The organism is Neoaquamicrobium microcysteis (assembly GCF_008180155.1).
Taxonomy (GTDB): Bacteria; Pseudomonadota; Alphaproteobacteria; order Rhizobiales; family Rhizobiaceae; genus Aerobium; species Aerobium microcysteis.
Map to the genome: position 1 here is coordinate 195,465 of NZ_VSZS01000061.1, position 26,901 is coordinate 222,365.

The window sequence follows — 26,901 nt, forward strand, 5'->3', positions numbered from 1 at the left end:
GACAGATTTGCGCGATATGCCCGAACCGTAACGTACGGTACGGTAGACGAACTTGACCCAAGCCCCGCAGACCATCGAGCCGAGCGACGAGCCCACCCCTCGCCAGAGCGAGGTGCTGGATGCCGTGCTTGCGCTGCTGGTGGAAGGGCGCGACGCGCTGACCATGACGGCCGTTGCGCGCCGGGCGAGCTGCTCCAAGGAAACGCTCTACAAATGGTTCGGCGACCGCGACGGCCTGCTGACCGCGACGGTGAGGTGGCAGGCTTCGCAGGTGCGCGCAGGCAATTTCGACCGTCAGCGGCTCGATGCGGCGGCCCTGCGCGAAAGCCTGGAGCGTTTCGCGGCCAACTGGCTGCACGTCATCTCCTCGCGCACCTCCATCGCGCTCAACCGTGTCGCGGTGGGCCATGCGGCGTCGGGCAAGAGCAACCTGGGCGGCATCGTGCTGGCCAATGGCCGCTTCGCCATCGGCGAGCGTCTGAAGCCGCTGCTTGAGGCGGCAAGGGCTGCCGGCCTCATCCATTTCGATGAGGCGGAAGAGGCGTTCCGCACCTTCTTCGGCCTCGTCGGCCGCGACGTTCAGATCCGATTGCTGCTTGGCGACCGGCTCGAGATGACCGAGGCGGAGATCGCGCGCGATGCGGCGCGCGCGACACGCCAGTTTTTCGCCCTCTACGGGGCAAAGGAAGCGCCGGCCCTGACGGCCGGCCAGGTTTAACGCAAGGGAAGGAAAGACAATGCGTGTCTATTACGATCGCGACGCCGATCTCAATCTCATCAAGGGCAAGAAGGTCGCCATCATCGGCTACGGCTCGCAGGGCAGGGCGCACGCGCTCAACCTTAAGGAGTCCGGCGTCAAGGAAATCGGCGTCGGCCTCAAGGCCGGCTCGCAGACCGCCAAGAAGGTCGAGGCCGACGGCCTCAAGGTGATGACGGTGGCCGAAGCCGCCGGCTGGGCCGACCTGATGATGATGGCCACGCCCGACGAACTGCAGGCCGACATCTACCGCGACGAGATCGCGCCGAACATCCGCGACGGCGCGGCCATCGCGTTCGCTCACGGCCTCAACGTCCATTTCGGCCTGATCGAGCCGAAGTCGACCGTCGACGTCCTCATGGTCGCGCCGAAGGGTCCCGGCCACACGGTGCGCGGCGAGTACCAGAAGGGCGGCGGCGTGCCGTGCCTGGTCGCCGTTCATCAGGACGCGTCGGGCAATGCGCTCGACCTCGGCCTCTCCTATGCCTGCGGCGTCGGCGGCGGCCGCTCGGGCATCATCGAGACCAACTTCAAGGAAGAGTGCGAGACCGATCTGTTCGGCGAGCAGGTCGTCCTTTGCGGCGGCCTGGTCGAGCTCATCCGCGCCGGCTTCGAGACGCTGGTTGAAGCCGGGTATGCGCCGGAAATGGCCTATTTCGAGTGCCTGCACGAAGTGAAGCTGATCGTGGACCTGATCTACGAGGGCGGCATCGCCAACATGAACTACTCGATCTCCAACACCGCCGAATGGGGTGAGTACGTGTCGGGCCCGCGCATCATCACCGAAGAGACCAAGAAGGAGATGAAGCGCGTCCTCAACGACATCCAGACCGGCAAGTTCACGTCGGAATGGATGCAGGAGTACCGTTCGGGCATGGCGCGCTTCAAGGGCATCCGCCGCCGCAACGACTCGCATCAGATCGAGGAAGTCGGCGAGAAGCTGCGCGGCATGATGCCGTGGATCGCCAAGAACAAGCTGGTCGACAAGGCCCGCAACTAAAGCATGTATCCCGAAGGTGGGAACCGGTTTTGGGACAAAGACAGGCGTCAAGACAAGTTGCTAAAGCGCATGGAGCGAATCTGAAAGATCGCGACGCGCTTTAGGCGGCTATTTTCTAATTGCGAACGGCCGGCGGAGCGATCCGCCGGCCGTTTCATTTCGGAACGCTTCCATGGCGCGATTCGTGCATCGCGTGGTCATCGAAGCAGGGAGTTTCGAAATGGAACCGATCACGCGAAATTCGATCGGCATCGACGGCGAGGTCTTCGAGGACCGTCGCAAGGAGATGCGCCACCGGGTCTTCAAGGGCGGCAAGCTGACATTCAACCGGGGCTACGGCGCGCTGGAATGCGTCGTCCGCAACCTCTCGGCCAGCGGGGCGCGGCTGCGTTTCGGCGAGACGTCGGGCGTGCCTGCGCGCTTCGATCTTCAGATCGCCGGTGAGCCGGGCGTCAGGTCTGCACAGGTGCGCTGGCGCTCGCTGACTGACGCCGGCATAGAGTTCGACGCCGCCGGCGACGCGACCGCCTGAAGACGCAAAAAAGCCCGGCGCCATAAGCGCCGGGCTTTTTCGTATTCGGGCTCGTACTCAGCTATAGGGCGAGTAGCACTGCTGGCGCGGGCCGTTATAAGGCTGGAACGTGTTGTCCCATGCCCTGTAGGACCGATAGCGCGACTGACACCAGCGGTAGTGCGCCTGCGACAGCTGATAGGTCGGCCGCGGCCGGTACTCCGGGCGCGGACGATAGACCGGGCCGGGCTCTATGTAGATGCCGAAGCCGGGACCACCGTAGTATGGCGGCGGGCGACGCCAGCGGCGGTCATCCCGCCACCGCCGATCGTCGCGCCAGCGGCGCTCGTCACGCCAGCGCCTGTCGTCGTCACGCCAGCGGCGGCCGTCGCGGTAGCGACGATTGTCGCCATAAAGCTGTTGATCCCACCAGTCCTGTCCCTGCACGGGGACGACGCTGGTGTTGGTGGCCGCGCGGGGCAGATCGACATGCGCTGCGCCGGCGGAGGTGGCGCTTGCGGGAGTCGCCAGCCCGAAGGCCAGCGCTGCGAAGGCCACCATGGCTGAAAGTCTGCGTTTCATAAAAAATCCTCCTTGGGATTCCTCGGTCGTTACAGCCCCAGCGCGCCCCTATCTTACGCTGGCCAATATTCGCTTCCGCTGCATGAACGCGGGATGAACGCCATATAACGCCGTCGGCGGCTTTTCGTTGCGCAGCCGCGGCTTGCATTCTGTCGGGGTGCAAGGTCAATTGCGGGCCATGTCGCTGCGCCTGGCCACCTTCAATGTCGAGAACCTGATGAACAGGTTCGATTTCTCCGGTTTTCGCAACGAGCTTTGGCAAGACCGGGTGCTGGCGCTCTACCAGATCAAGGACGAGGCCGAATACCGGCAGCTCGAGCGCGCACGTGCCATCGCCCACACGGATGACGCCCGCCAGCTTTCGGCATTGGCCATCGCCGCCACCCGCGCCGACATCCTGTGTCTCCAGGAAGTGGACAATGTGGAGGCGCTGCGAGCCTTCGAATACGGCTATCTCTTCAAGATGGTCGGCCACGGATACCGGGAGAAATACACCACGCAGGGCAACGACACGCGCGGCATCGACGTCGCGATCATGGCGCGCGAGGAGACGCGCCACGGCCAGAAGATCGAGTTCGTCGGCATGCAGTCCCACGCCCATCTCACCTACGCCGATCTCGGCCTGCATACGCCCGAGCTGGAAGCGCTGGGCGAACAGGCCCACGAGCGGATCTTCCGCCGGGACTGCATGCAGCTCGACCTGCGCATCGATGGCCGCCCGCTGACGATCTATTCGGTGCATTTCAAGTCGATGGGCAGTCCGCGCAACGGGCTGGACGGGCGGCAGGCAACCATGCCGATCCGTATGGCGGAAGCCGCTGCCGTCCGCCGCATCATCGAGGATCGTTTCGGCCGCGACCACGCGGCCGACAAGCGCTGGGCGATCTGCGGCGATCTGAACGACTATCGCGAGCGCGTCGTCATCTCCGGAGACATGCACGAAGGCTACGACTTCCAGCCCCTGCGCGAGGCCCGCTCCTGCGTCGACGTGCTGACGGCCGGCGATTTCTGCGAGAACGTGGTGGAACGCCGCCCGGAGATGGACCGCTGGACGCTCTATCACACCCGCGGCCCGGCGGAACGCCATTTGTGCCAGCTCGACTACATCCTGCTGTCGCGCGGGCTCGCGCGCCGCAACGCCGGCGCGATGCCCGAGATCGTGCGCGGCGGACAGCCGTTCCGCACGCCGTTTCCTCCGGGGCAGGAGGTCGAGCGCTTCCCCCGCATCGGCTGGGACCGGCCCAAGGCCTCCGACCACTGCCCGGTGGTCGTCGAACTGGACATCGCATGAGCTTCGATCTGCCTTCCGACACCATCCTGCCGGTCAGCGCCGTGACGGTGCGGCTCGATGCGGCCCCGCATCCCTTCACGCAGGCGCATGCTGCCGCCATCGAGGCCAACTGGCAGCGCGAGACGGAGGCAAACCCCGCGCTGTTCAATGGCGAGGTTGCGCTGCTGTCCAGCCTGTCTCTGACTGACGGTCAGCTTGCCGGGCGCTGCCACATCGTGCGCTATTCGGCGTTTCTCTACTGGCGGCGGCTGCGCCCTGTGGGCGGTGCGGGGCACGTCTACACCCACGCGATGCTGGTCAGCGCCGACAACGCGCTCATCGCCATCCGCATGGGCGCCCAGACCGTCAACGCCGGGCTGATCTACTTCGCGGCGGGTTCGTTCGAGCCGGCTGATTTTCAGGGTGGGCAGGCCGATCTCGAGTTCAACATGCATCGCGAGGTGGGTGAGGAAACGGGTATCGACCTGAAGCGGTTTCCCCATGAGGCGCAATATCATGTCCTGTCGAAGACGACGGGGACCGTGCTCTTCCGCCGCTATTTTCTCGATCGGCAGGCCGACGAGATCGCGGCCGATATCCGCAGTCACGTGCGGGCCGACGCGGACCCCGAGATCGAGGGCCCGGTGGTCATCCGCAGCGCCGACGACCTGCCCGACCGGCTGGCCGCCCAGATGCCGGACCTGATCGCCTGGCATTTTTCCACGCCGCGCGCGTAACGCTATTCGTGCCGCAGCGCGTCGATGGGGTCGAGGCGCGCACCCCGCAACGCCGGGAAGAAGCCGAACACCATTCCGATCAGTCCCGAAAAGCCGACGGCGAGCAGGATCACGCTCATGCTCGGCACGAAGGGGATGGAGAGCGTCGCCGTGGCGAGCCCTGCCAGCGACAGGCCCAGCACGATGCCGATCAGCCCGCCCAGCAGCGAGAGCACCGTCGCCTCCACCAGAAACTGCACCAGTATGTGCTTCTCATGCGCGCCGATGGCGAGCCTGATGCCGATCTCGCGGGTGCGCTCGGTCACCGACACCAGCATGATGTTCATGATGCCTATGCCGCCGACCAGCAGGCTCACGCCGGCCAGCGCGCCCAGCATGCCCGTCATCACCGTCGTGGTGCTGGTCATGGCGTCGGCCACCTGCGTCATGTCGCGGACGTCGAAATTGTCTTCCTGATCGGGCGCGATGCGGCGTGTCTGGCGCAGGATCGCCTTCACCTCCTCGGTCACTTCGGCGGTCGAAACGCCGTCATTCACCGCAATCAGGATTTGCCCGATGTCCCGGTCGCCCGCGATGCGGCGCTGGAAGGTGCTGATGGGCATCACCACGACGTTGTCCTGATCCTGCCCGAAGCCCGACGTACCTTTCGGCTCCAGCACCCCGATGATGCGGCAGCTCATGCGGCCGACGCGGATCGCGGCGTCGGCCGGGTCGCCGTCTCCAAAGAAGGTGGTGCGCACGGTCTGGCCGACGAGGCACACATTGCCGCCGCCGCGCACCTCCGATTCCGTGAAGGTGCGGCCGCTGACAACGTCCCAGTCTCTGGCGATGAAGAAATCCGTATCCGCGCCGGTCACCTGCGCCGCAAGATTGTTGGCGCCGTAGACGACGCGCGATGTCTGCTGGCTGGTCGCGGAGATGGCGCGCACATCGCCGAGCCCGTCGAGCAATCCTTCCATGTCGCGTTCGTTGAGCGCGCGCGGGGTGAAGTTGGTGTCGCCGCCGCGCATCGGCCGCAGCGAATAGACCGTCAGCAGGTTGCTGCCCAGCTTGGCGATGTCCTGCTTCACCTTCTCGGTCGTGCCGGAGCCGATGGTAATCATGGCGATCACGGCCGCGACGCCGATGACGATACCCAGAAGCGTCAGGAAGGAGCGCAGCGCATTGCGGCGCACCGAGCGCAGGGCGAGACGGATGGTCTCGAACAGCATCAGGCGGCCTCCAGCCTTGCCGTGTCCGACGCGATCTTCCCGTCGAGGAAGGAGATGGTGCGCTCTGCATATTCGGCCACGTCGGCCTCGTGCGTCACCATCACGATGGTCAGCCCGTTCGCGACGTTAAGGTTGGTCAGCAGGTCCATGATCTCGTGCGTGCGGGCCGTGTCAAGGTTGCCGGTCGGCTCGTCGGCGACCAGCAGGGTAGGGCGGGTGACGATGGCGCGGGCGATGGCGACGCGCTGCTGCTGGCCGCCCGACAGTTCCGCCGGCGTATGGCTCTCGCGGCCTTCGAGCCCCACCTGCGCCAAGGCCTCCATGGCGAGCGCCCGACGCTCGCGCGCCGCGACGCCGCGATAGACAAGCGGCAGCTCGACGTTTTCGGCAGCCGTGGTGCGCGGCAGCAGATTGTAGCCCTGAAAGACGAAACCGATATAGCGGTTGCGCAGCATGGCCCGGCGCGACCGGTCGAGCGCACCGGCATCGACGCCGAGGAAGTCGTAGACCCCGCGTGTAGGGGTATCGAGACAGCCGATGATGTTCATCGACGTCGACTTGCCGGAGCCCGACGGCCCCATGATCGCGACGAACTCGCCCTGCCGGATCGACAGATCCACGCCGGCAAGCGCGTGAACCTGCGCCTCACCTGCGCCGTAGGTCTTCCATACATCGCGGAAGGCGAGCAGCGGTATGTCGGCCCTCATGTTCATGGCCGGCCGCCGCCGCTTCTGCCTTCGGCAGCGGCTCGCTGCCCCCCGCCCTGCGAAACGCTGAGCACGACGCGGTCGCCCTGTTCGAGGCCCGAGAGGATTTCGACGGATTCGCCATCCGTCGCGCCGGTCACGACGCGCACCTGTTGCGGCTCGCCATCGCGCAGCACGTAGAGCGGGCGGCCTTCGCCGCTGTCGCGCGCCCGCCGTCCGCCGAAACCGCCGCCCATGCGCATGCGCGGCATGAACAGCGACTGGATCGACCAGCCGCCCTGCTCGGCGGCTGCCGGCGGGCTGAACCGGAAGGCGGCGGCAGGCACAAGCAGCACGCCGTCGGCTTCGCGGGTCACGATATCCACCGTCGCCGTCATGCCGGGGCGCAGCAGCAACTCGCCATTGTCGACGTTGAGGCGCGCCTGATAGGTGACGACACCTTCCGTCACCACCGACGCGTAGGAAATGTCGCGGATCGTGGCGTCGAAGCGCCGTCCGGGGAAGGCATCGACCGTGAAACGCGCCGGCTGGCCCGACGAAACGGTGCCGATATCGGCCTCGTCCACGGCGGCCTTGAGTTCCATCGTCTCGAGGTTTTCGGCGATGACGAACAGGATCGGCGCCTGCATGGAGGACGCGACCGTCTGGCCGGGATTGACCGCGCGGCTGAGAACGATGCCGTCGATCGGCGCGTAGATCGTGCTTTTGGCGAGGTCGGCCTGCTGGAGCTTCAATTCCGCCTCCGAGACCGCCAGATTGGCGCGCGCGATGGCCACCGCGCTGTCGGCCCGGTCGCGGGCGGCAGATGCCGTCTCCAGCGCCTGCTCCGTCGTCATGCCGCGTCCCGAAAGCTGCTGCGTGCGCGCCAGCACCTGCTCGGTTTCGCGCAGCGTCACCTCGGCATCCGCGACCCGCGCAGCGGCGGCGGCGACGTTGGCCTCCGCGCGCTCGATCTGGGCGACGATGCGGGTGGTATCCAGTTCGGCCAGCACATCGCCGGCCGCCACGCGCTGGTTCTCGTCCACGGCTACCGAGCGCACCACGCCTGATAGTTCGCTCGAAACCTCGACCTGTGTCAGCGGTTGCAGCGTGCCGGTGGCCGAAACCTCCACCGTCATTGCGCCGGGCTCGACCGTGGCGGTGCGATAGCTCGTCTGCGGCGCAGCGGTTCCGGCGAATTGCCAGTAGGCCGCAGCACCACCCGCCAGCACAGCGAACGCAACGACCAGCGGCCAGCGCCGCCGCCGGCGGCGGGGCCGTCCGCCTGCGCCGTCCAGCGACAGTGCTTTTTCGATCGGTTCCGGAGAAGCGAACTTCGCCTTGTCGGGGCGCTCCACGATCTGGTCCATGCGCGCGTCCGCCTTTGGTCTTTTCAAGAATCCCTTCACCTGTCACATCATGGATATGCGGCCGGATTTCAAATTAAAGTTTGGCCATGTTTCCTGACACGCCATGGTTGCGAAAGCTCCGGAGCAAAAGATGACCCAGCGAGAATACGTGGTCTACGACGTTTTCACCGACGAGAGACTGACCGGAAACCCGCTAGCCGTGGTGCTTGATTCCGACGGCCTCGATCAGGCCGCGATGCAGAACATCGCGCGCGAGTTCAATTTTTCGGAGACGGTGTTCGTCGCCCCGCCCGGCAATCCGGCGCACACCGCCGCCATCCGCATCTTCACGCCGCAATACGAGATGCCCTTCGCCGGCCACCCGACGGTCGGCACGGCCATCGCGCTGGCCGAGCGTCAGAACCCAGGCGCCGACACCGCCCTGCTGGTGCTGGAGGAGAAGGTCGGCGACGTGCGCTGCGCCGTGACGCATGGCGAGAAGGCCGCATTCGCCGAATTCGACCTGCCCAAGCTGCCTGAGCAGCTGGAGCTGAAGGCCGACGACGCAGCGCTGGCAGCAGCACTCGGTCTGGGGCCGCACGAGATCGGCTTCGAGAACCACCGTCCCGGGCTCTGGTCCGCCGGCGTGCCTTATCTGACGGTGCCCGTCGCCAATCTGCAGGCTATGGAGACGTTGCGATTCGACGGGCCGGCCTGGCTGGAGGTTGCGCCTTTGCGCGACAGCGGCGTGCCGGCCTGCGCCTATGTCTACTGCCGCGAGACGCTGCACCACGACAGCGCCTTTCACGTACGCATGCTGGTTCCCGGCCCGCCCGTCTGGGAAGATCCGGCGACCGGTTCGGCCGCCGCCGCCTTTGCAGGCGCGATCCTGCATTTCGACGAAACGCGCGATGGCCGCCATGGCTACTGGATAGAGCAGGGCATCGAGATGGGCCGGCCCTCCCGCATCAGGCTCGAGATCGAGGTCGAGGGACTTGCCATGAAGAGCGCGCGCATCGGCGGCCACGCGGTCAAGGTCGCGCAGGGCGCATTGACGTTTTGAACACGCGTCAGGAGCGGGTAAAACTTCCCGCGCGGGATAATTTGATATCACGGGCATTTGCGGCTGGACACGCGCAGGATGAGCCGCTATAGGGGCCTCCTCTTGCAGCAGCCGCACGCGGTTGCGGCCCGGCGGGTGATTAGCTCAGTTGGTAGAGCAGCTGACTCTTAATCAGCGGGTCGTAGGTTCGATCCCTACATCACCCACCATTTTCAATTGTTTGCAGGCGTTTCCTCAACTGCTTCGGCAGGTTTGGCTATGCGCGTCGCCATCTGCGCGTTCCCGGCCTCTCGCCCCCGACTTTTCGTTTGCCCCGCCTTCCGCCGCGCCCCTATGCTGCACGCTGAACTGCGGAGGGAGGCGATGACGTTCACGACCGGCCAATACCTGACCCGGCTGCTTGAAGCCTATGGCGTGGATACCGTTTTCGGCATTCCCGGTGTGCATACGGTCGAGCTCTATCGCGGGCTCGCAGACAGCCGCCTTCGCCACATCACGCCACGTCACGAGCAGGGCGCGGGCTTCATGGCCGACGGATATGCGCGCGCCAGCGGCCGGCCGGGCGTGGTCTTCGCCATCTCCGGGCCGGGCATGACCAACATCATGACCGCGATGGCGCAGGCCTATGCCGATTCCATTCCCATGCTGGTTATCTCCACCGTCAACGCACATGGCCGCATGGGCTCGGGCGATGGCTGGCTGCACGAACTGCCCGACCAGCAGGCGATGGCGGGCGGCGTGACTGCCTTCAGCCGCACGGTGCACACCCCGCACGAACTCGCGCCCGCGCTGGCTCAGGCTTTCGCGGTGTTCGACGGGGCCCGGCCGCGCCCGGTCCACATCGAACTGCCAATCGACGTGATGCTGGCCAACGCTGGTCACCTGCCGTCGCCGGCCGCGCCCGCACGCGTCTCACGCCCCGTACCTTCCACCCATGAGGTCGACGCTGCAGCCGCCATGCTGCGTGCATCGTCCGCCCCTGTGATTCTCGCCGGCGGCGGAGCTGTCCGCGCATCCGGGCAGGTGAGGGCGCTGGCCGAGGCGCTGGATGCGCCGGTGGTGATGACCGTCAATGCGCGCGGCATGCTTCCGCCCGACCATCCGCTGGCGGTGAGCCTTAGCCCCAGCATGGCGGCGACGCGCGCGCTGATCGCGCAGGCCGATGTCGTGCTTGCGCTCGGCACCGAGTTCGGCGCGACCGACTACGACATGTATGAGAATGGCGGCTTTGCATGTCCGGCCCCGCTCATCCGGGTGGACATAGACCCGCGGCAGGCCTTTCGCGGGCCTGCGGCAGCAATCACGATGGTGGGCGACGCGGGCGAGGCCGCAGCATTGCTGGCCGCGAAGATCGAGCCGCGCACCGCCACTGGACAGGACCGCGCCACGCGAGCACGCAACGGCATCGACGCGCTCGATGATGCGATGCGCGGCGACCTGCGCATCCTCGAGATCGTGCGCGACGCGCTCCCCGACGCGCCGATCGTTGGCGATTCCACCCAACTCGTCTATGCGGGCAATCTCGGCTTTGCGGCGGCAAGGCCGGGAAGCTGGTTCAACTCGGCCACAGGCTTCGGCACGCTGGGCTACGCACTGCCGGCCGCAACGGGCGTCTGGCTCGGCGGCGACGGTGGCCCGGTCGTTGCGCTTGCCGGCGACGGCGGCTTGCAGTTCACCATGGGCGAATTGGCGAGCGCCGCGCAGGTGCGGGCGAAGATCGTCCTGCTGCTCCACGACAATTCCGGCTACGGCGAGATCAAGTCCTACATGGTCTCCGCCGGCGTGCCGCCGATCGGCGTGGATTTGCTGACGCCCGATTTCATCGCCGTCGCCCGAGCCTGCGGCTGGACGGCGAAGAAGCTGGCCTCGCTGGCGGATCTCAACGCCTCGCTTGCCACGGCGGCAGCGGGGGAAGGCCCCACGCTGCTGCTGTTCGACGACACGCTCCGCGCCGAGGCACGCCAGCTTTAGGCCGCGTCGGTCACGATCACGTCCATCTTTATGTCGTGCGGCTGCGGGCGGATCGTGGCGATTGCAGCCTCCGCATAGCCGATGCCGATGACGAGCGGTTTGCCTTGCATGGCCGCGAGCGTGCGGTCGAAGAAGCCGCCGCCATAGCCGAGGCGATAGCGCGCGCTGTCGAAACCCACGACCGGCGCGATCACGACGTCGGGCAGAACCGCTGGTCCCTGTGCCGGCACCAGGATGTTCCACACGCCGCGTTCCAGCTTGTCGCCGGGCGACCAGCAGCGAAATTCCAGCGGCTGGCCCTTGGCGACCACAACCGGCAGCGCGATCCGCCCGCCGCGCCGGCGAACGCGATCCATCCAGTCGCGCAGGTCGGGCTCACCGCGAAAAGGCCAGTACCCACTGACGATGCGGCCCTCCGGCGAGCCGATTGCCGCGTCCAGCCCCGCTGCGATGCGCTGGCTGCGCCCGGCGCGTTCCTCCGCGCTCAACGTCATCCGCAGGTCGATCAGGCGTGCCCGCTCGGCCTTGCGCCAGCGTGCGACATCGGCCCATCCGCCATCGTCGTTTCCCTGCTCGGACATGCCTGCCTCGTACGCTGCGAGTGCGAAGGTGACGCGTCCAGCGTGGGTCGCGCCTGTGCGAAAGACAAGGGAAACGCCGCGCTGGACCAACAAAACCACGGCATTGACGGGCAGTCCTCCGCTTTCGCAATGCACAAGATTTTTCGCAAAGACGCCTATTGAAATCGATTTCATTGCCGATACAATCGATTTCATCGAGTTCTCAGGGAGGAGTTTACATGACCAGACTTTCTGCATTCGCGGCATCGGTTGCCGCCATCGCGCTGACGGCTTCGGTCGCCCAGGCCGATACCTTCACCATCGGACTGTCCAATGGCTGGGTGGGTTCGGAATGGCGCACCCAGATGATCGAGGAAGCGCAGGCCGCCGCGGCCGCCTGGGAGGAAAAGGGCCATACCGTCAACGTCGTGGTGCAGAGCGCCAACGTCGACGTGCCGGGCCAGATCGCCCATGTTCGCAACTTCATCAGCCAGGGCGTCGATGCCATCATCATCAACCCCAACAGCCCGACGGCGTTCGATCCGGTCTTCGCGCAGGCGAAGGAAGCCGGCATCCTCGTGATCTCGACCGACGCCGAAGTCTCGTCGCCCGACGCGATCTATGTCGGCATCGACCAGACGGCATGGGGCGCGCGCGGCGCCGAATGGCTGGCCGAGACGCTCAATGGCGAAGGCAAGGTGGTCGCCATCAACGGCGTCGCCGGTCACCCGGCCAATGAGATGCGCGTGGCGGGCTACCGTTCGGTGTTCGAGCAGCATCCGGGTATCGAGGTCGTCAACGAGGTCAACGCAAACTGGGATCAGGCCCAGGGCCAGCAGGCGATGCAGAACCTGCTCGCGACCTATCCGGACATCGCCGGCGTGTGGGTGCAGGACGGCATGGCCGCTGGCGCGTGGAAGTCGATCCAGGATGCCGGCAAGACGGGTGACATCGCCGCGACCGGCGAGATCCGCAAGGACTTCATCGACCTGTGGACTTCCGAAGGCCTGAACTCCGGCGCGACCGTGAACCCTCCTGGCGTGATGGCCTCGGCGCTGAACGTCGCGGTGTTCATGCTCGAGGGCCGCGAGCTCAAGGAGCCGGCGACGGCGGGGCAGTACGGCAACGCAATGTACCTGCCCATCCCGTTCATCGACTCGTCGAACCTCGCAGAGGCGGCCGCGCAGCTTGAAGGCAAGCCGGGCCACTATTCCTACACCAGCGCGCTTTCGATCGAAGACGCCGAGGCCCTGTTCAAGTAGGCTCTCCTCCCAGGGGTGGCGCGCGCCGGGCATCCGGTGCGCGCCGCCTGACCGTGTCAGTTCCGGGGTAATACGATGACCGAGCTGCTCATCCGCGGCGCGCGCAAGGCCTATGGCGCGACGCTGGCGCTCCGCCGGGGTGATTTCGACCTCAAGGGCGGCGAAGTGCACGTGCTCATCGGGTCCAACGGTTCGGGCAAGAGCACGCTGTGCAAGATCGTGGCTGGCTCCGTGAAGCCCGATGCGGGCGAGGTCGTGCTTAACGGCGCGCCGGTGACGATCGCCGGCCCGCAGGCTTCGCGGGCGCTCGGCATCGGCATCTTCTATCAGGAGCTCAGCCTTGCGGCGCGACGCACCGTCGCCGAGAACATCCTGCTGCCCGAACTGCCGGCCACAGGCGGCCTGTTCGTCAACCGACGGGAGCTGGACGAGCGCGCCGCGCGCTACATCGCGGAGTTTGCCGATGTGGCGGGTGACGGCTTTTCGGCCGACACGCCCGTTCTCAACCTTCGCGCCGACCAGCGCCAGCTTGTCGAGATCATGAAGGCGCTGGCAAGCGAAGCGCCGATACTCATCTTCGACGAGCCGACCTCGGCGCTCGACCGCGCGCAGGTCGACCGCTTCTTTGAAATCCTCAAGCGGCTGAAGGGCGAGGGCAGGGCCATCGTCTTCATCTCGCACCGCATGGACGAGATTTTCGCCATCGGTGACCGCGTTACCGTCATCCGCGACGGCGAGACGGTCGCCACGTCCAACATCGCCGAGACCGATCCCTCCACCGTCATCCGCCAGATGGTGGGCGACCAGGGAGAGCTCGTCGCTGCCGCTGCCGCGCCGGCCGCCGCACCCGGCGAGGCGCGCATCGCGCTTCAGGTCGACAGGCTCGGCGGGCAGGGCTTCACCGAAATATCGTTCCGGGTCGCCCGCGGCGAAATCCTGGGCTTCGGCGGCCTTCACGGGCAGGGCCAGTCCTCGGTGCTGCGCGCGCTTTTCGGCGCGGCTTCCCACGATGCCGGCAGCGTCACGCTTGACGGCAAGCCCTACAAGGCCGCGTCTCCGCGCGATGCGATCGCGCATGGCGTCGCCTACGTGTCGGGAGACCGTAGCCGCGACGGCGTCGTGCAGGGCAGACCCATCCTCGAAAACGTCACGCCGATCCACTTCCTGCGAAACCGGATCGGGCTGGTGCGTCCCTCCGCCCTCAAGGATAAGGCGGATGGGCCGCTTAAGGCGCTCAAGACCAAGTTCCAGACCATCGACCATCCGATCAATTCGTTGTCGGGCGGCAACCAGCAGAAGATCGTGATCGCCCGCTGGCTGATCGACCGGCCGGACGTGCTGCTTCTGGATGACCCGACAAAGGGCATCGACCTTCAGGCCAAGTCCGACCTGTTTGCGCTTATCCGCCAGCTCGCCGCCGAAGGCATGGGCATCGTGCTCTATTCCTCGGAGGACGCCGAGCTGCTCGCCAATGCAGACCGCATCCTCGTTTTCAACTCCGGCAGCGTGACGCGCGAGCTCAGGGGCGACGAGCGCACCCGCTACAATCTCTATCACGCCGCATACGAGGCCGCCTGATGACGAGCCTTTCGCCCACCGCCGACCGTAACCCGTTTGCAGCAGCGCTTGAGCGGCTGCCTTTCCTGCCCGCGCTGCTCATCCTTGTCGTGCTCGTCGTGCTCAACGGCTGGTTCGAGCCCAACAGCCTTTCCTACCGCGCCATCACCGGTCTGGTCAGCACCTATCTGGCGCTGATGATGCTGGCCATCGCCCAGACTTATGTGGTCATGGCCGGCGATATCGACCTTTCGGTCGGGGCCACGCTGTCGCTGGTCAACGTCGTCGTCATAGTGCTGATGGAGCGTTGGGGCGGCGGTGGGGGAATGGTGCTCCTCGCCTGCTTCGTCGGCATTCTCACGGGGCTCGCCTGCGGGCTGATAAACGGTCTGGTCGTCGCGGCCCTTCGCCTTCAGGCCATCGTAGCCACATTCGCGACCTCCATCTTCTTCACCGGCGTCGCGCTCTACGTGCTGCCCGTGGCGGGCACGCCTGCGCCTGCCGCCTTCTGGCGAACCTATGGCGGGCGCATCCTCGAAATCCCCTTCGTGTTCTGGGTCGTCGCTGCGCTTGCCCTGCTGCTGGTGCTTCTGGTGCGCACGCGGCTTACCCTCCAGCTTCTGGCGGTGGGCGACGACGCGCAGGGCGCTTTCCAGTCCGGCCTCCCAGTCGCAGCCATACGCATCAAGGGCTACGTGCTGTGCGGCCTGTTCGCGGCACTGGCGGCCCTTTGCATCACCGGCGACACCGCCAGCGGCGATCCGCTGGTGGGCGGCAAGATGACGCTCTACAGCGTCGCGGCCGTCGTGCTGGGCGGCAGCGCGCTGTCTGGCGGCAAGGGCACCGTCGTCGGCTCGCTGGTCGGCGCGCTCATCATCGGGCTCATCAACTCGCTGGTCTTCTTCGTCGGCACGCCGTCCGAATGGCAGAACCTCGTTCAGGGCCTCGCGATCCTCATCGCGCTGATGGCGGGCGTGTTCGTCGGCCGGAGGGTGGGACAATGAGCATCGACACCTCCGCAGCCGGCGTCTCGGGAAACCGCAGCGGGTCGGCCGTGATCGAGTTCGTCAGGAAGCCGCTCGTCGTCGCGCTCGTCCTCATCGTCGCGCTTCTGGCGCTTGGCGAGGCGCTGTCGCCCGGCTTCGCCTCGTTGCAGCAGATCCTGCGCCTTTCCATCGTGGCCGCGCTGCTGGGCATCGTCGCTGCGGGGCAGAACCTCGTCATTCTCGGCGGGCGTGAAGGCATCGACCTGTCGGTCGGCGGCGTCGTCTCACTGTCGGCCATCATCGCCGGCAACCTCATGATGGGGCAGAACGGCGGCATCCTGCCCGCCGTGCTGGTCTGTCTGGCGACGGGCGCTCTTTTCGGCCTCGCCAACGGCCTCGGCGTCACGCTTCTGCGCATTCCGCCACTGGTGATGACGCTGGGCATGCTGGGTGTGCTGCAAGGCCTTCTGGTGGTCATCCGCCAGGGTATCCCATCGGGCCGCGCCGCGCCCGCCCTGTCCCAGTTCGTCTCGCAGCCTTTCCTGCTCGGCCTGCCCGGCATCATCTGGCTCTGGCTCGCCATCGGCCTGCTGATGGCGTTCCTGCTCAAGCGCACGGTGTTCGGCTACCGCGTCTACGCCATCGGTTCCAACGAACAGGCGGCCTACATGGCCGGCGTGCCGGTACGCACCATCCGCGTCGCGCTGTTCATGCTGTCGGGCATGTTCGCCGCACTCGCCGGCATCTGCCTGCTTGGCTATTCCGGCTCGTCCTTTGCCAATGTTGGCGAAACCTACATGCTGCCGTCCATCATCGCCGTGGTGCTTGGCGGCACGCCGCTGGCCGGCGGGCGGGGCGGTTACACCGGCACCATGGCGGGCGCGATGCTGCTGGTCGTTCTGCAAAGCATCCTGACCACGATCAACATCGACGAATCCGGCCGGCAGATGATTTTCGGCGCCACGCTTTTGGTGCTCATGCTGTTCTACGGCCGCGCAAAGGCGATGCGGGGATGACGACCCGCGCAAAGATCAAGGATATCGCGGCGTCGGTCGGCGTGTCGCCGGCAACCGTGTCTCGGGCGCTGACCGGCACCGGCCTTGTCGCCGAACCCACGCTCAGCCGCATCCGCGAGGCTGCGCGCGATATGAACTACCGCCCCAACGTGTCGGCCCGCAACCTGCGCACGCAGCGTTCCATGTCGGTGCTGATGGTTGTGCGCGATGTCGGCAATCCATTCTATCTCGAAATCCTCAAGGGCGTGGAATCGACGGCCCGCGCCGCCGGCTACGCGGTCCTCATGGGCAACACCGAGAACAACCCCGAGCGCGAGATCGAGTATTTCGACATGCTGCGCGACGGCCACGCCGACGGCATGATCCTGATTACCGGCAAGCTGCCCAAACGCGACGGCTTCGCCGAGCGCATCAGGAACCTTCCCGTCGTCGTCGCGCTGGAGGCGATCAACGGCAGCGGCTTGCCGCATGTCATGATCGACAATGAGGGCGCGTCTCGCGAAGCTGTCCAGCACCTCATCGGGCTCGGCCATCGCCGCATCGCCCACATCGCCGGCCCGGTGCCGGAGATCATGAGCCTGCGCCGCCGCGACGGCTACCGCCGCGCCATGGAGGATGCCGGCCTGCCTGTCCCGGAAGGCTACGAACCGGTCGGCGATTACCTGCTCCACACCGGCGAGCGCCTGTGCCGCCAGCTTTTCGAGCTGCCCGAGCCGCCCACCGCTATTTTCGTGGCTAACGACGAGATGGCCTTCGGCGCCATCAACGAGCTGCGGCGCATGGGGCTCGACGTGCCCCGCGACGTGTCGGTGGTCGGCTTCGACGACCTCTTCCTCAGCCAGGCCTTCCACCCGCCGCTCACCACGGTCAGCCAGCCGCGCGCGGCCATTGGCCAGAAGGCGATGGAGCTTTTGCTGCACGTGTTCTCGGGCGAGCCCGGCGTGCCGGAAACGGTCGAGATGCCGACCGAGCTGAAACTGCGCGGCTCCACCGCCCCGCTTCCTACGAATTCCTGAAAGAACGACGGAGAGACAGGCATGGGTTTCGAGCCTAAGGATACGTTGCGCATCGGGCTGGTCGGCACCGGCTTCATCGCCCAGTTTCACCTGCGTTCCATGCTTGGCGTGCGCAACGTGGTCGTCACCGGCGTCTACAGCCGCACGGCCGAGAAACGGCAGACGATCGTCGCGCTGGTGGACGAGCTGGGTCTCGGCCGCTGCACCGCCCATGACAGCCTCGAAAGCCTCGTGCGCGCCGACGATGTCGATGCCATCTGGATTCTCTCGCCCAACCACACCCGGCTCGACGTGATGCGAACCATCCATGCCGAGGTGAAGGCCGGGCGCTCGAAGGTCTTCGCCGTCGCCTGCGAGAAGCCGCTGGCGCGTACCATCAGCGAGGCGCGCGAGATGGTGCGTCTCGTCGAGGATGCCGGGCTGAACCACGGCTATCTGGAGAACCAGGTGTTCTGCACCCCGGTCATCCGCGGCAAGGAGATCATCTGGCGTCGCGGCGCGTCGTCCACCGGCCGCCCCTATCTTGCGCGCGCGGCCGAGGAGCATTCCGGCCCGCACGAGGCATGGTTCTGGCAGGGCGACAAGCAGGGCGGCGGCGTGCTGTCCGACATGATGTGCCACAGCGTCGAGGTGGCCCGCCACCTGCTTACCGAGCCCGGCGCACCCCGCGACTCCCTCAAGGTCAAATCCGTCAACGGCACGGTCGCCAACCTGAAATGGACCCGTCCGCATTATGCCGACCAGCTCCGTGCGCGCTACGGCGCCGAGGTGGACTACCGCAACCGGCCGTCTGAAGATTTCGCCCGCGCCACGATTGCCCTTGAGGATCAGGATGGCAACGAGCTGATGATCGAGGCGTCCACCTCGTGGGCCTATGTCGGCGCGGGCCTGCGCATCCAGCTCGAACTGCTCGGGCCGGAATATGCGATGGAATTCAACTCGCTGGCGACGGGCCTGAAAGTGTTCATGTCGCGCGCCGTCACCGGCTCCGAGGGCGAGGATCTGGTCGAAAAGCAGAATGCCGAGCAAGGGCTCATGCCAGTGCTTGAGGACGAGGCCGGCGTCTACGGCTACACCGACGAGAACCGCCACATGGTCGAGTGTTTCCGCAAGGGCGAAACCCCGCTCGAAACCTTCCATGACGGGCTGGCCGTGGTGGAAATGCTGATCGGCCTCTACCGCTCGGCCGAGATCGGCGAGACGATCCGCTTCCCCGCGCCGGAGCTGGAAGACTACGTGCCGCTGGTCGCGCGCCACGGCGCCTGACAGCCATGGAGCCCGAACGCATCCTGGTGCTCGGCAATGTCAACGTCGATCTCGTCATGGGCGATGTCGACGGCTGGCCGGCTGTCGGCACGGAGGTGATCCTGCCGCGCAGCGAGATGCGGGCAGGGGGTTCGGCCGGCAATACGGCGCTGGCGCTCTCCGGGCTCGGCATCCCACACCGGCTGGTGGCGGGCATCGGCAGCGACATGATGGGCGACTGGCTCGCCTCCCGGTTCGATGCAGCCCGCTCGACATGGATCGTGATGGATTGCGCCACGACGCTCACGGTCGGCATCGTCCACACCGGCGGAAACCGCGCCTTCTTCACCACCACCGGCCATCTCCACCAGTCGCGGCTGGACGATCTCGAAAGTCATCTGCCGCATGCGCCGGCCGGTGGCCATGCCACCATCTCCGGCAGCTTTCTGATGCCGCAGATCGAGGCCGGTACGTCGAGGCTGATCGCCGCTCTGAAAGCACGCGGCTGGACCGTCGCGATCGACCCCGGCTGGCCGCCTGCCGGCTGGGCGCCGGCCAATCGCGAGCTCTTCCGGGCGTGGCTGGGCGAGGCCGACATCGCGCTTATCAACGAGGACGAAGCCAAAGGCATCGCCGGCACGGACGATCTCGACGCCGCGATTGCCGACCTCCGGCCGCTCACCGGGCCGCGAATGCTGGTCGTCAAATGCGGTGGCGACGGCGTGCGCGTCTTTCAGGGCGATGACAGCCTTGCGGTGCACGCGCCGCAGGTCGAGGTTATCGACACGGTCGGGGCCGGCGACACCTTCAACGCCGCGTTTCTGGCAGCCCTTTCGCGGGGCGAGGACACGCGTCGGGCGTCCGAGGCCGGCGTCAGGGCCGCATCGAGCGCGATTTCCACATTTCCCCGCCGCTACGCGCCCTGATCCGGAGCGAATTTCTCCCTTGCGCGTTCATTGGCAAAGGAGATTCAACATGACCGAAACACTCTGGATGCTCGTGGTTGTCGGTGGCCCCGTTGTCATCGCTGCCGCCGTCGCCTATGCGCTTCTGACACGCCGCAGCAAATCCGTTGGCGAGACCGCCGCCCAGCGCAGCGCCACGCGGCGCCTTTATGAAGAGCCGGAAGCAGCCGCCCCCGGCGCACTCGGCGATGTGCTCACTCCTGAGGAGAAAGCCAGGGAAGCCGATCCGCGCGCCGAGTCGCCCGCAGCACGCTCGCTGCGCGCCGAACAGGCAAAGGCCCAGGCGGCCGACAATCTGGAGGAGGGGCTTGAAGACACCTTCCCGGCGAGCGATCCCGTCTCGGCCACCTCGAGCACGACCAGCGGCGCGCCGAAGCACTGATCGGCGCTTGCCGGATCGCGCCAGGCGGTGGCTGAACATCTTGTCCGCCAACATCCCCCTTGAGATGGAGCCGCTTGTCTCTTCGGACCGCTCGTTAAGGAAGATAAAGAATTGCGGCCGTCCGCGACGCAGGATCTTCCCCCGTTTACGGGGGGTCCGAAGGACGGGCGAGACAAGCGGCTCGCCCTCAAGGACCACGCGAAGCGTGGTGAAGGGGGCGTTCGGCTGCACGGAATGTCCCGCTTAAACGTTTAAGCGTCTGTCAGTAGTCGCGCTCGAAGAAGATGCCCAGCGAGCTGTCGCCGTCGCTGCCCAGCGCGCCGCGCGCCTTGAGTTCGTCGGTGATGTCCAGATTGATCGTCCCGCGCGTTGCGCCTTGGGCACCCGCTTCCACGCCCAGATAGACATTGTCGCTGATGTAGCGGCCAGCGCGCACGGCTGCGTTGCCTTCGCTGTCGGTGACGATGTCGAGGTCGTCGAGGCCGGTGGCGTTGCGCAGGCTGCCGAGCAGCGACGTGTTCGATCCGCCGGCCAGCTCTGCTGCCGCTGCGGCCAGCTGCGCGATCTGCAGCGGCGAAAGCTCGCTCATGCCGCGGTTGAAGATCAGCCGCGCCAGCACCTCGTCCTCCGGAAGTTCCGGCTGCGACGAAAACGAGATGTCCAGCGCCGAGACGCGACCCGTCACCGTGATGAAGACCGTGATGTCCCCGCTGCCCGAACGCGCGACGAAGTTGAGGAACGGGTCCAGGTCGCCGATCAGCGTCACCGTTCCTTCGTCGAAGGTGATGCGCTGGCCGAGGATCGACAGTCGCCCCCGGACGAGCTCGAACCCGCCCACCGGCTGGATGTTGGTGACCGGCCCGGTCAGCTGCACGCGTCCGCCCAGCTCCGCATCGAGCCCGCGCCCGCGCACGAAGATGCGGTTGGGGGCGCTCACGCCGACGTTCAGGCGCACGACGCTCGGCCGCGCCGTCGGCGTCGGCGTGCCGTCATTGGCACGTGCGCGCTCCAGCGTCTGCTGCACGCCGGGCGGCGGGTTGAGGTGGATGACGTCGATCGCTGCCGCGCCGCCGGCGAAGTTGTCTGGAACGGAGATTTCCGCCCGCTCGACATTGATCTCGCCCGAAATCAGCGGATCGCGTGTCAGCGGTCCCGTCATCGCGAGATTGCCGCTGACGGTGGCGACCACGAGGTCGCCGTCGGCGTAGCGTGCCTGGTTCAGCACGATGCGTATGTCGGCGGGGAAACCGGCGCTCGCATTTGTGGAAATCGTGCCGCTGGCGCTGATGCTGCCGCCTGCCGCAAGCGCGGCGCTGGCCGAGCGTATCGTGACCGTCTCCCCTTCGATCGCGGCCATCACATTGATGTCCTGCAGGCGGACGTTGCTTTCCGGGTCCACCACTTGCGCGCCGCTGGTCGAGGCCATGCCGCGGATCACCGGCTGCTGGATGCTGCCCGACACGCTGCCGTTCACCTGCACCACGCCGGAAAGCTGGGTGCCGCGATCGATCAGGAAGCGGTTGGCGAGCGACAGCGGCGCGGAGCCGTTGAGGTTGACCGCAAGCCCGCTGCCCGAAAGCGGCACGGTGCCGTTGGCCGTCAGCGACAGCCCCTGCGGTCCGCTCACCTGTACAGATGAAAGCGTGACCGTGTCGTTGGCGAAGCGGCCGGCGGCGGTGGCATCGAGCGTGGCGATGCCGGCTCCGCGCAGCGGCGCGGCGGCAAGCCCGGCTCCACGCAGGTCGAACGTCGCCTGCGGCGAGGACGTGGTGCCCGCCACGCGCGCCGAGCCGGTGATGGTGCCGGCAAGGTCCTGCCCCTGCACCACGCGGTTGAGCGCGGCGAGCGGGAAGGAGGCGAGGTCGACGTTGAGCGCAAGCTGCCCGTCGTCCAGCGGCACGCCGCCGCGCACCGCCGCGCGCAGGCCCTCGGGGCTGCTGACGTTGGCATCCAGATTGAGCCGCTGGCCGCTCGTGTCGCCGCTGGCGCGGATAGTGAGCGAGCTTTGTCCGGCCTGCCGCAGCGCTGCGGCCGTTATGGCGTCGCCGGTCAGCGAGAAGCGCGCGTTGGGCGCGTCACGCGTGCCGCTCACGGTCGCCTGTCCGTCCAGCGTGCCGCCAAGGTCGAGGTCGGGCCTCACCAGGTTGGCGATGGACAGCGGCAGCCTTGCGATGGTCACGTTCAGGTCCAGCGTGTCGGCGACGCGGCCGTTCGCGGCGATGCGCCCGCCGGCAACGTCTATCGCCAGCGCGTCGATCGCGATGCTGTCGCCCACCACCAGCAGGGATGCCGGTTCGACCAGCCTTGCCTGGACGATGCCCTGCCCAAGCGAGGCTTCGTCGAGGCTAATGCGGTAGCCGCCGTTCTCGGGAGCGAGAGCGCCGCGCGCGCGGGCCTGCGCGCCGTTGTGCAGCGTCGCGTCGGCCTCGAACCGGGTGGTGTCGCCGGTGCTTTGCGCGTTCGCCGCAAGGGTCGCCACCTCCACGCCGCCCGCCGTCAGGTCGCGCGCGTTCACCGTGCCGTCGATCACGGGCACGCCGAACAGGTCTTCCACACTTGCCTCGATGTCGGCCTGCCCGAGCCGCGTATCGCCCAGGCGCAGGTCGCGCACCGATGCGTCGGCGGTGGCGTTCTGGCGGCCTTCTTCGGTCGATGCGAGCGACACGGTTGCATCGATGGCGCCGGTAGCTTCGACGAGGAACAGCGCGGCGGCCGTCGAGACGTCCGCGGCGTCCACGACGAGATCGCCGTCGATCAGCCCCGTCGGGCCCTGCGTCAGCGACCCGGTGACGCGCGCGCCGCCTGCCGAAAATTCCAGGTCGCTCAGCCGGCGCTCGCCCTCGGCAACGGCCACGCCGGCCGAAAGCTGCACGCGCACCCCGTCGAGGAAGGCATCGCCGCCCACCGTGCCCGCCAGCGCGCCGGCATCCAGCGTTCCGTCGAAGGCTATGCTGGCATCGTTGAGCCGCTTGTCTGCCAGCGTGCCGGAGGGCACGCGCGCCATGGTGGTGATGGAGATCGGCCCGTCGGAGCCGGAAAGCCTGCCGCCCGCTTCCAGCCGTCCCGAGGCCTGGGGCGAGACGAGCGCGAGGTCGGCCAGCGTCAGCGCGTAGTCGAAATCCGCTGCACCCGAGGCGATCGTGCCGTCCGCGGTCAGTTCGATCCGGTCGTTTCCGACGCGCAAATTCTCGGCCAGAAGGCCGGTTTCGCCGCGCGCCACGCGCCCGGTGATCGTCGTGCGGCCTGCCAGCAGATTGTCGGCCGCCTCGACGTCGATGCGCAGTTCCTCGGCCGCGCTGTCGATGGTCAGGTCGAACGCGCCGCTGATGGGGCGTACTTCGCCGGTTGCGCGCAGGTTCAGCGCGCCCTCGAGCTCGCGCCCGGCGAGGTTGGAGAACGGTGCGATGCTCTCGGCTTCCATCGCAAGATCGCCGTTGAAGGCAAGCTCGGCGATCTCGCCCTGAAGCGAGATGGCAAGCCCGTTGCCCGACAGGATGGCGTTGGTCAGTTGCACCGCCTCGCCGGAATTCCATGAGCCGTCCACGTCCAGCGTAATCGCATCGCCCAGCGCCTCGCCGATGTCGGCACGCGTGGCGATGATGCCCGACAGCCCGCCATCGACTGCGAAGGTGACGCTGCGTGCCGCCGGGTTGTCGAGGTTGCGCGCCAGCCCGCCCAGATCGAACCGCGCGGTTTCGGCGGTGAAATCGGCAGTCGTCAGCTTCTCCACCGCGATCGTGCCCGACCATTCCTCGCTGGCGGTGTTGCCGAAGGAAAGCGTGACGTTGGCGCGATCCACGGTCGTCTCGCCGCCCGGCAGCGGCAGCAGCACGCGCTCGTCCGTGCCGTCGTCGATGGTCGCATCGAGGGTCAGCTGGCGCAGGAAGCCGTCGGCGCTGGTTTCGGCCGCCGCCTCCAGCGAAAGCGCCGCACTTTGCAGGCTCAGTGCGTCGAGGCGCGTTCCGCCTTCCTCCTTCACGACGCCGCGCGCATCGAGCGTCGTTTCCGCGCCGAAGAAGTCGCGGAACTGCACGGGAATGAGCTGGGCGATCGGCCCGTTGAGCTGTGCGGCGAAGCCGAGCCCTTCGGCCTGCTGCCGCAGCTGCGTCGCGCCGGTCAGGATACGCTCGCCGGCCGCGTCCAGCGTCAGCTCGACATCGAGTTCCGAGAGCGGCCCGCTGCCCGCGACCGTCAGGTCCACCGGCGGGCGGCCCTCTATGTTCAGCAGGTTGGCGACGATGCCGTTCTCCGGCTCGGAAAGGCTGAGGTCGAGATCGAGTACCTGAGAGGCGTTGGCATAGACGGCGTTCAGCGCGAACTGGCCGCCCGGCCCGTCCAGCCGGGTGATGTCGAGTGCGGTGTCGAGCGAGCCGTCCTCCAGCCTGATGCGGCCGGTGATCGACAGCTCCGATTCGAGCCCGAACACGTCAGGCCCGAAGCTGATCGAGGCCGCGTCCAGCGCATCCAGATTGATCGCAATCGGCAGCTCGGGCACCTGGAACGATGACGATTCCGGCGTCGGAAGGCTCTCGTCGGGGATGGGCCGGCGCAGCACCTCGATGCGTTCCGCCGCCAGCGTGTCGATCTGCAATCGCTGCCGCAGCACCAGCGTCGTGCGGCTCCACACGATGGATGCGTTGGTGATGCGCAGCCACACGCCCTCGTTGTCGGCCACCGTAATCAGGCCGATGCGCGCGTTCGACGACAGCACGCCCTGTATGCCCTGGATGCGGATTTGCCTGTTCGGGCCCGACAGCCGGTCTTCCACGAACGACAGGAAAAGCCCGCGCTCCTCTTCCGGCGTCTCCTGCTGCGCGAACGCCGGCAGGGTCAGGAAGAAGATGAGAAGGGCGGCCAGAATGCGCATCAGAAAGCCTGTCCTATGCCGACATAGACGCCGACGCTCGGGTCGCCTTCGCGGCGGTCGAGCGGCACGGCCACGTCGAGCCTGATCGGCCCCAGCCCGGTCAGGTAGCGCAGCCCGACGCCTGCGCCGATCCGTACGTCCTCGTCGAAGCTGGGGATGGTGTCCTCGCCGACATAGCCCGCATCCACAAAGCCGACGAGGCCGATGGAGTTGGTCACGCGCACGCGCGCCTCGGCCGACGCCTCGGCCAGCGAGCGGCCGCCGATGATGTTGCCCGATGCCGTGGGCACGCCGATGTTGCGATAGCCGTAGCCGCGCACCGATCCGCCGCCGCCGGCAAAGAACAGCATGTCCGGCGGCAACTGCGCGATGGATGGCCCGGTCAGCGTGCCGAGCTTCACTCGTCCGGCCAGCACGAAGCGGTTGTCGGCGCCGAAGCCATAATAGGCGCGCGCCTCGGCCGTCGCTTTGAAGGCCGGGTTGCCGTACTCGAACTCATAGAAGGGGTAAGCTGTCGCTTCGAGGAAATAACCCTCTGTCGCATCCGTCGGGTTGTCGCGGCTGTCGTATGTCAGCGTGCCGGTCACGCCAAGCGTTGCAAAGTCGCGCCGCCCGAATTCGTCGTCGTCGAAGCGCGCCACGCCTCCCGTCAGGAAGGCCTTGCCTGAGAGCTCCTCGTTGAAGATGTGCGTGAAGCCCGCAGTGCCGGTAATCGCCGTTCTTGTGTAAGCGTCCAGCACCTCGCGGTCTCCGAACAGCGACGCGGTGAAATCCGTGTCGGGCGTCCACACACCCGGCTTGGTGAAGGTCGCGCCCACGCGGTAGGTGAACTCGTCCGGCTTGAACGTCTGGCCGATGCCCGCGACCTTGGCGTCGAAGCGCAGCCGCTCTGCACGGCCGAACAGGTTGCGATGCACCCAGAACGTCTCGACGCCCAGCCCGTCGATGGTGGAGTATGTGCCGCCGACGCCGAAGCGGCGCGGCAGCCGCTCCTGCACGATGTAGGTGATCGGCAGCAGGCCGTTGGCGTCGATCATCTCCGCTTCCTGGAAGCGGGCGGCGCGGAACACGTCCAGCCGCGCGATGCGCGTGCCGGCCCGCGTCAGGTCGTCGGGGTCGTATTCCTCGCCTTGGCGCAGCCCGGTCATCCAGGCCAGCCATTCGGGATCGATCCGCTCCGTGCCCTGCACGGTCACGGGTCCGTAATACGCCTTGCGGCCGGGATCGACCGTGATGCGCGCGTCGACCACGTCGAAATCGTGCGCTGCTTCCACGCGCCGTTCGGCGATCTCGGCCTTCGCGTGGCCCTGCTGCCGCCATGCCTCGACAGCCAGTCGCTCGGCGCGGATGATCGTGCCGGACCGGGCGACCTCGCCGGGCGCAAAGCCTTCGTCGCGCGGATCGTCCACCGCGTCGCGTCGGCTCTGCGGGGCAGGGGCCTCGTTGACGATCGCCGCTTCGCGGAAGTTGAAAAGCGGGCCGGGCTGGACGGTGACGACGACGTTTGCCGGCTCCGCCAGGGTCGCGTCGGGGGCGAGGTCGGCGGCTTCGCGGCCGTCGATAAGGATTGAGATGGTGCCGCCGTAGCGGCCTTCCGAATAGAGCGTGGCAAGCAGACGGCGGTAGTCGCCTCTCGCCTTCGAGATCAGGCCGGCGGCCCCGGAAGCCGGCTCGTTGCGGTCGCTCCACAGCGTCGAGGCAGCGCGCAGCTTGCCCTCGATGTCGCTGTCCGTCTCGCCGACGACGATCTCGACTTCGTAGTTCTGGGGATCGCCGATGACCATGTCTTCTTCGGCTGGCGCGTCGCGCCCGAAGAGGCGTATGCCGAACAGCTCGAAGGCGTGTGCGGGCACGGGTGCCGCCAGCGTTACGCAGACAAAGCCTGTCAGGATTCGGCTTTTCAGCCGG

At 67.0% G+C, this 26,901-nt stretch carries 22 protein-coding genes and 1 tRNA gene; 16 read left to right on the forward strand and 7 right to left on the reverse strand.

Annotation, left to right across the window (positions count from 1 at the left end; genetic code table 11):
* Positions 1-52 precede the first annotated feature (52 nt).
* From FY036_RS10370 to FY036_RS10380, 3 genes are all read left to right on the forward strand, one after another.
* On the forward strand, positions 53-718 hold the full coding sequence (locus tag FY036_RS10370; protein ID WP_148914651.1) for a TetR/AcrR family transcriptional regulator C-terminal domain-containing protein: 666 nt from the start codon (positions 53-55) through the stop codon (positions 716-718).
* Between the two features lie 19 nt (positions 719-737).
* Positions 738-1,757, forward strand: coding sequence for a ketol-acid reductoisomerase (gene ilvC, locus FY036_RS10375; RefSeq protein ID WP_148914652.1), 1,020 nt, complete (start codon positions 738-740; stop codon positions 1,755-1,757).
* Between the two features lie 172 nt (positions 1,758-1,929).
* A complete protein-coding gene (locus FY036_RS10380) occupies positions 1,930-2,289 on the forward strand; it encodes a PilZ domain-containing protein (protein WP_148914653.1) in 360 nt (119 codons plus the stop codon).
* 57 nt (positions 2,290-2,346) lie between these two features.
* On the opposite strand, the gene FY036_RS24140 is transcribed toward FY036_RS10380, so the two are convergent.
* Complete coding sequence (locus FY036_RS24140) at positions 2,347-2,850, reverse strand: BA14K family protein (protein ID WP_235897620.1); 504 nt, start codon at positions 2,848-2,850, stop codon at positions 2,347-2,349.
* 178 nt (positions 2,851-3,028) lie between these two features.
* Here FY036_RS24140 and FY036_RS10390 point away from each other — a divergent pair, with 178 nt between their 5' ends.
* Positions 3,029-4,141, forward strand: a complete 1,113-nt coding sequence (locus FY036_RS10390; RefSeq protein ID WP_148914654.1) for an endonuclease/exonuclease/phosphatase family protein — start codon at positions 3,029-3,031, stop codon at positions 4,139-4,141.
* Entirely contained in the window at positions 4,138-4,857 is a 720-nt protein-coding gene (locus tag FY036_RS10395) for a hypothetical protein (protein ID WP_148914655.1), read from the forward strand. The genes FY036_RS10390 and FY036_RS10395 overlap by 4 nt, the downstream gene beginning before the upstream one ends.
* A 2-nt stretch (positions 4,858-4,859) precedes the next feature.
* On the opposite strand, the gene FY036_RS10400 is transcribed toward FY036_RS10395, so the two are convergent.
* Genes FY036_RS10400 through FY036_RS10410 form a run of 3 tightly spaced genes read right to left on the reverse strand, consistent with a single transcriptional unit; the run spans position 4,860 to position 8,124 of the window.
* Positions 4,860-6,068, reverse strand: coding sequence for an ABC transporter permease (locus FY036_RS10400; protein ID WP_148914656.1), 1,209 nt, complete (start codon positions 6,066-6,068; stop codon positions 4,860-4,862).
* Positions 6,068-6,775 carry an ABC transporter ATP-binding protein gene (locus FY036_RS10405; protein WP_148914707.1) on the reverse strand — a complete coding sequence of 236 codons (708 nt, stop codon included), beginning with the start codon at positions 6,773-6,775 and terminating at the stop codon, positions 6,068-6,070. The genes FY036_RS10400 and FY036_RS10405 overlap by 1 nt, the downstream gene beginning before the upstream one ends.
* Positions 6,776-6,777: 2 nt before the next feature.
* A complete protein-coding gene (locus FY036_RS10410; protein WP_148914657.1) occupies positions 6,778-8,124 on the reverse strand; it encodes an efflux RND transporter periplasmic adaptor subunit in 1,347 nt (448 codons plus the stop codon).
* Between the two features lie 130 nt (positions 8,125-8,254).
* Between FY036_RS10410 and FY036_RS10415 the strand changes: the two genes are divergently transcribed.
* From FY036_RS10415 to FY036_RS10425, 3 genes are all read left to right on the forward strand, one after another.
* Entirely contained in the window at positions 8,255-9,166 is a 912-nt protein-coding gene (locus tag FY036_RS10415; protein WP_148914658.1) for a PhzF family phenazine biosynthesis protein, read from the forward strand.
* A 133-nt stretch (positions 9,167-9,299) separates the two neighbouring features.
* Positions 9,300-9,375 (forward strand) — tRNA-Lys (locus FY036_RS10420).
* Positions 9,376-9,529: 154 nt separating this feature from the next.
* On the forward strand, positions 9,530-11,137 hold the full coding sequence (locus FY036_RS10425; RefSeq protein WP_148914659.1) for a 5-guanidino-2-oxopentanoate decarboxylase: 1,608 nt from the start codon (positions 9,530-9,532) through the stop codon (positions 11,135-11,137).
* On the opposite strand, the gene FY036_RS10430 is transcribed toward FY036_RS10425, so the two are convergent.
* A complete protein-coding gene (locus tag FY036_RS10430) occupies positions 11,134-11,718 on the reverse strand; it encodes a 5-formyltetrahydrofolate cyclo-ligase (protein ID WP_148914660.1) in 585 nt (194 codons plus the stop codon). The genes FY036_RS10425 and FY036_RS10430 overlap by 4 nt on opposite strands.
* A 218-nt stretch (positions 11,719-11,936) precedes the next feature.
* Between FY036_RS10430 and FY036_RS10435 the strand changes: the two genes are divergently transcribed.
* The 8 genes from FY036_RS10435 (at position 11,937) to FY036_RS24145 (ending at position 20,126) form a co-directional block, all read left to right on the forward strand.
* Positions 11,937-12,959 carry an ABC transporter substrate-binding protein gene (locus FY036_RS10435; protein WP_148914661.1) on the forward strand — a complete coding sequence of 341 codons (1,023 nt, stop codon included), beginning with the start codon at positions 11,937-11,939 and terminating at the stop codon, positions 12,957-12,959.
* A gap of 75 nt (positions 12,960-13,034) precedes the next feature.
* Positions 13,035-14,537, forward strand: a complete 1,503-nt coding sequence (locus FY036_RS10440) for a sugar ABC transporter ATP-binding protein (protein WP_148914662.1) — start codon at positions 13,035-13,037, stop codon at positions 14,535-14,537.
* Positions 14,537-15,520: an ABC transporter permease gene (locus FY036_RS10445; RefSeq protein ID WP_148914663.1), complete on the forward strand. Its 984-nt coding sequence runs from the start codon at positions 14,537-14,539 to the stop codon at positions 15,518-15,520. Before FY036_RS10440 ends, FY036_RS10445 begins: the two co-directional genes overlap by 1 nt.
* Complete coding sequence (locus FY036_RS10450; RefSeq protein ID WP_148914664.1) at positions 15,517-16,518, forward strand: ABC transporter permease; 1,002 nt, start codon at positions 15,517-15,519, stop codon at positions 16,516-16,518. Before FY036_RS10445 ends, FY036_RS10450 begins: the two co-directional genes overlap by 4 nt.
* Positions 16,515-17,534, forward strand: a complete 1,020-nt coding sequence (locus tag FY036_RS10455) for a LacI family DNA-binding transcriptional regulator (RefSeq protein ID WP_148914665.1) — start codon at positions 16,515-16,517, stop codon at positions 17,532-17,534. Before FY036_RS10450 ends, FY036_RS10455 begins: the two co-directional genes overlap by 4 nt.
* 21 nt (positions 17,535-17,555) lie before the next feature.
* The gene (locus FY036_RS10460) at positions 17,556-18,800 is read left to right on the forward strand and encodes a Gfo/Idh/MocA family protein (RefSeq protein ID WP_148914666.1); all 1,245 of its coding nucleotides are present in this window, start codon (positions 17,556-17,558) and stop codon (positions 18,798-18,800) included.
* Between the two features lie 5 nt (positions 18,801-18,805).
* Positions 18,806-19,705: a carbohydrate kinase family protein gene (locus tag FY036_RS10465; RefSeq protein ID WP_148914667.1), complete on the forward strand. Its 900-nt coding sequence runs from the start codon at positions 18,806-18,808 to the stop codon at positions 19,703-19,705.
* Positions 19,706-19,754: 49 nt separating this feature from the next.
* Positions 19,755-20,126, forward strand: a complete 372-nt coding sequence (locus tag FY036_RS24145) for a hypothetical protein (RefSeq protein WP_235897629.1) — start codon at positions 19,755-19,757, stop codon at positions 20,124-20,126.
* A 262-nt stretch (positions 20,127-20,388) separates the two neighbouring features.
* Here FY036_RS24145 and FY036_RS10475 read toward each other — a convergent pair whose 3' ends face one another.
* A complete protein-coding gene (locus FY036_RS10475) occupies positions 20,389-24,993 on the reverse strand; it encodes a translocation/assembly module TamB domain-containing protein (RefSeq protein ID WP_235897621.1) in 4,605 nt (1,534 codons plus the stop codon).
* Positions 24,993-26,846, reverse strand: coding sequence for an autotransporter assembly complex protein TamA (locus tag FY036_RS10480; RefSeq protein ID WP_235897622.1), 1,854 nt, complete (start codon positions 26,844-26,846; stop codon positions 24,993-24,995). Before FY036_RS10480 ends, FY036_RS10475 begins: the two co-directional genes overlap by 1 nt.
* Positions 26,847-26,901: the final 55 nt, after the last annotated feature.

What these genes read in the sequence shown, in the direction of transcription:
- ilvC (WP_148914652.1), top strand. Translation starts at nt 738, where the DNA reads ATGCGTGTCTATTACGATCGCGACGCCGATCTCAATCTCATCAAGGGC.
- FY036_RS10380 (WP_148914653.1), top strand. Translation starts at nt 1,930, where the DNA reads ATGGCGCGATTCGTGCATCGCGTGGTCATCGAAGCAGGGAGTTTCGAA.
- FY036_RS24140 (WP_235897620.1), bottom strand. Translation starts at nt 2,850, where the DNA reads ATGAAACGCAGACTTTCAGCCATGGTGGCCTTCGCAGCGCTGGCCTTC.
- FY036_RS10390 (WP_148914654.1), top strand. Translation starts at nt 3,029, where the DNA reads ATGTCGCTGCGCCTGGCCACCTTCAATGTCGAGAACCTGATGAACAGG.
- FY036_RS10395 (WP_148914655.1), top strand. Translation starts at nt 4,138, where the DNA reads ATGAGCTTCGATCTGCCTTCCGACACCATCCTGCCGGTCAGCGCCGTG.
- FY036_RS10400 (WP_148914656.1), bottom strand. Translation starts at nt 6,068, where the DNA reads ATGCTGTTCGAGACCATCCGTCTCGCCCTGCGCTCGGTGCGCCGCAAT.
- FY036_RS10405 (WP_148914707.1), bottom strand. Translation starts at nt 6,775, where the DNA reads ATGAGGGCCGACATACCGCTGCTCGCCTTCCGCGATGTATGGAAGACC.
- FY036_RS10410 (WP_148914657.1), bottom strand. Translation starts at nt 8,124, where the DNA reads ATGGACCAGATCGTGGAGCGCCCCGACAAGGCGAAGTTCGCTTCTCCG.
- FY036_RS10415 (WP_148914658.1), top strand. Translation starts at nt 8,255, where the DNA reads ATGACCCAGCGAGAATACGTGGTCTACGACGTTTTCACCGACGAGAGA.
- FY036_RS10425 (WP_148914659.1), top strand. Translation starts at nt 9,530, where the DNA reads ATGACGTTCACGACCGGCCAATACCTGACCCGGCTGCTTGAAGCCTAT.
- FY036_RS10430 (WP_148914660.1), bottom strand. Translation starts at nt 11,718, where the DNA reads ATGTCCGAGCAGGGAAACGACGATGGCGGATGGGCCGATGTCGCACGC.
- FY036_RS10435 (WP_148914661.1), top strand. Translation starts at nt 11,937, where the DNA reads ATGACCAGACTTTCTGCATTCGCGGCATCGGTTGCCGCCATCGCGCTG.
- FY036_RS10440 (WP_148914662.1), top strand. Translation starts at nt 13,035, where the DNA reads ATGACCGAGCTGCTCATCCGCGGCGCGCGCAAGGCCTATGGCGCGACG.
- FY036_RS10445 (WP_148914663.1), top strand. Translation starts at nt 14,537, where the DNA reads ATGACGAGCCTTTCGCCCACCGCCGACCGTAACCCGTTTGCAGCAGCG.
- FY036_RS10450 (WP_148914664.1), top strand. Translation starts at nt 15,517, where the DNA reads ATGAGCATCGACACCTCCGCAGCCGGCGTCTCGGGAAACCGCAGCGGG.
- FY036_RS10455 (WP_148914665.1), top strand. Translation starts at nt 16,515, where the DNA reads ATGACGACCCGCGCAAAGATCAAGGATATCGCGGCGTCGGTCGGCGTG.
- FY036_RS10460 (WP_148914666.1), top strand. Translation starts at nt 17,556, where the DNA reads ATGGGTTTCGAGCCTAAGGATACGTTGCGCATCGGGCTGGTCGGCACC.
- FY036_RS10465 (WP_148914667.1), top strand. Translation starts at nt 18,806, where the DNA reads ATGGAGCCCGAACGCATCCTGGTGCTCGGCAATGTCAACGTCGATCTC.
- FY036_RS24145 (WP_235897629.1), top strand. Translation starts at nt 19,755, where the DNA reads ATGACCGAAACACTCTGGATGCTCGTGGTTGTCGGTGGCCCCGTTGTC.
- FY036_RS10475 (WP_235897621.1), bottom strand. Translation starts at nt 24,993, where the DNA reads ATGCGCATTCTGGCCGCCCTTCTCATCTTCTTCCTGACCCTGCCGGCG.